Genomic DNA, 444 nt, shown 5'->3' with positions numbered 1-444 from the left:
GGTAGCTGTCGGCTTCTTTGGTATTGCTTACTTTAATGAGCACCCGGCGGTAGCAGGTGCGGTAAACCAGAATGCTGAACGTGTGTTTATCGAACTGGCGCAAATTCTGTTTAACCCGTGGATTGCCGGGGTTCTGCTGTCGGCAATTTTGGCGGCGGTAATGTCACCCTTAAGTTGCCAGCTGCTGGTGGGCTCCAGTGCGATTACCGAAGATTTATACAAAGCGTTTCTGCGTAAACATGCCAGCCAGAAAGAGCTGGTGTGGGTAGGGCGTGTGATGGTGCTGGTGGTGGCGCTGGTGGCGATTGCGCTGGCGGCAAACCCGGAAAACCGCGTGCTGGGCTTAGTGAGCTACGCGTGGGCAGGCTTTGGCGCGGCGTTTGGTCCGGTGGTGCTGTTCTCGGTGATGTGGTCACGCATGACGCGCAACGGTGCGCTGGCGGG

General features: G+C 57.4%; 1 protein-coding gene. It reads left to right on the top strand.

The window, feature by feature from the left end; all coding sequences use genetic code 11:
• On the top strand, positions 1-444 hold a 444-nt coding region (locus tag K0040_RS22555; RefSeq protein ID WP_500302312.1), incomplete at both ends, for a sodium:solute symporter family transporter.

The organism is Terrisporobacter petrolearius, from assembly GCF_020748185.1.
GTDB lineage: Bacteria > Bacillota > Clostridia > Peptostreptococcales > Peptostreptococcaceae > Terrisporobacter > Terrisporobacter petrolearius.
The sequence above is the reverse complement of the archived record's forward strand: the minus strand, read 5'-3'. Positions and strand labels throughout refer to the sequence as shown.